3 protein-coding genes are annotated in these 1,984 nt (G+C 69.4%); 1 reads left to right on the forward strand and 2 read right to left on the reverse strand.

The window, feature by feature from the left end:
- Together WA805_RS19400 and WA805_RS19405 are read right to left on the reverse strand one after the other, a co-directional pair.
- Positions 1-284 (reverse strand): hypothetical protein (locus WA805_RS19400; RefSeq protein ID WP_425243035.1); only part of this gene is annotated, 284 nt, incomplete at its 3' end.
- 60 nt (positions 285-344) lie between these two features.
- Positions 345-1,448, reverse strand: a complete 1,104-nt coding sequence (locus WA805_RS19405) for a serine hydrolase domain-containing protein (RefSeq protein WP_425243036.1) — start codon at positions 1,446-1,448, stop codon at positions 345-347.
- A gap of 180 nt (positions 1,449-1,628) precedes the next feature.
- Here WA805_RS19405 and WA805_RS19410 point away from each other — a divergent pair.
- A partial coding sequence (locus tag WA805_RS19410; RefSeq protein WP_425243037.1) for a hypothetical protein occupies positions 1,629-1,984 on the forward strand: 356 nt, incomplete at its 3' end.

A 1,984-nucleotide genomic window follows, 5' to 3' on the forward strand; every position in this document is an offset into this window, starting at 1 on the left:
AGCAGCATGCCGATGATGAACGAGTTCCGCGACGGCGACTGGGCGAGGCCGTACACGCGGTACTCGAGGTCGTCGACGAGGTTGAGCACTGTTGGGGCCGCGTCAGCCCGGCGGACCTCGAAGACGCCGCGCACCGCGTCGTCGGCCCAGTCGAGCAGCAGCTCGCGGTCGGCGCGCGGGATGTTCCGGTTCGCGTTGAGGAACCGGTCGATGGCCGCGAGACCGCCCGCCTCCGCCAGCGCCTGCCGCAGCGCCATCGCGCGGTCGATCAGGTGCTGGTCCACGGGTTGAAGGGTAGCTTTTATTCGGAACGGGCGCGTGGTGCCCCTGGGAACGTCCTGTTCTTACCCGAGCGCGTCGTAGGCCGCCAGCACGATGCCGAGGCCCCGGTAGTCCGACGGCAGCATCTGGTTCATCACGTACGCCACCGCCATGCGCGCGTCGAGGTCGACCATGACCATCGAGCCCCCCCAGCCGCCCCATCCGCACGCCGGGTCGAAGATCCCGTAGCCCAGCCCGTACCGCACCGACCTGCCCAGGATCTGGTCGACGCCGCGGTACTGCTCCGCCCTGGCGCGCTCGCAGCCTTCCGGTGACAGCAGCCTGATGCCGCGGGCTTCGCCGCCGCAGGCGAGCACCGACTGCACCGCCGCCACCGAACGCGCGTTGCCGTACCCGCTCCCCGACAGGATCTCCGCCCGCCGCCAGGCGACGCTGTTCCCGTCGCTGACCCGGATCGCCGTCCCGCCTGTCGCGGCACCCTGGTCGCCGGGCGGGGCTGCCACTAGGTCGCCGTCCGGTGCCTCGGGCGGGGCGAGGACCGGCGCGAAGCGCTCGTCGAGCCCGGCTCCGGCGGGCATGGTGAGGTGGAAGTCGGCGCCGAGCGGTTTCGCGATGTGCTCCGCGAAGAAGGTGGCCAGGGACTGGCCGGTGATCCTCCTGACGACCTCGCCGACGAGGAACCCCTGGGTGACCGAGTGGTACCCGGCCAGCGTGCCGGGCTCCCAGCGAGTGGCCTGTCGCGCGAGGCGTGTTGTGGCCCCTCGCCAGTCGTACAGGTCGGCCACCGCGGCGGGCGGGTCGAACTCCGGCAGGCCGGCGGTATGCGACAGCAGGTGCCGCACGAGCACTCGCTCCTTGCCCGCGGCCGCGAACTCCGGCCAGTACCTGGCGACCGGCGCGTCAAGGTCCAGGTCGCCGCGGTCGGCGAGGATCAGCGCGCTCAGCGCCACCATCGTCTTGGTTGTGGACCAGACGTTGGTGATCGTGTCCTGTTCCCAGGGCTCGGTCTTTTTCGCGTCCTTGTAGCCGCCCCAGAGGTCGGCAACGGGTTCGCCGTCTACGAAAACGGCCGCCGACGCGCCGACGTCCGCGTCGTCCAGCGACTCCGCGAGTGCGACCCGGACGGCGTCGAAGCGCTTGTCACAGGCGCCGTGTACTTCGGCCACGTCCTGACGTTAACCGGGGTGGTCAAACGATTTACCTTGCGCGAACGCCCTAAAAGATTTTGATGCTACCTATTGTGATCTCTAGAACACGTGTGCTATTCTAATGTTAGGCCACAAGAGTGGCGCGGACGATTGAGAGGCAGGCGGTTCACTACGGCATAACCGGGAGGAGGTGGCCAGATGAGCGTCGCCGATGCGCTGCGGATGATGAACGCCGGCCTGGACTACCTCAACGGCCCGGGTGCCGCCGAGCTGGACGCCGCCTCGGGCGGGCTGGTGCTGCGGTCGCTGGGCGAGATTGAGGCGAAGTTCACCGCCGCGCACGCCTCTGTGCTGGCCCGGTTTGACGCCGCTGACGCGCATGACTGCGACGGGTACGGTACCTCCGCCGCGTGGCTGACCGCGATGGCGGACATGACGCCGCGGGACGCCAAGGTCAAGATGCGGGAGATGCGGCTGCTGCGCGCCCACCCCGATATGGCCGCCGCCCTGGCCGCCAAGGACATCTCCAAGTCGTGGGCACTGGCGATCGCCGA

Source organism: Trebonia sp., from assembly GCF_049794275.1.
In the GTDB taxonomy this organism is placed as follows: Bacteria; Actinomycetota; Actinomycetes; order Streptosporangiales; family Streptosporangiaceae; genus Trebonia.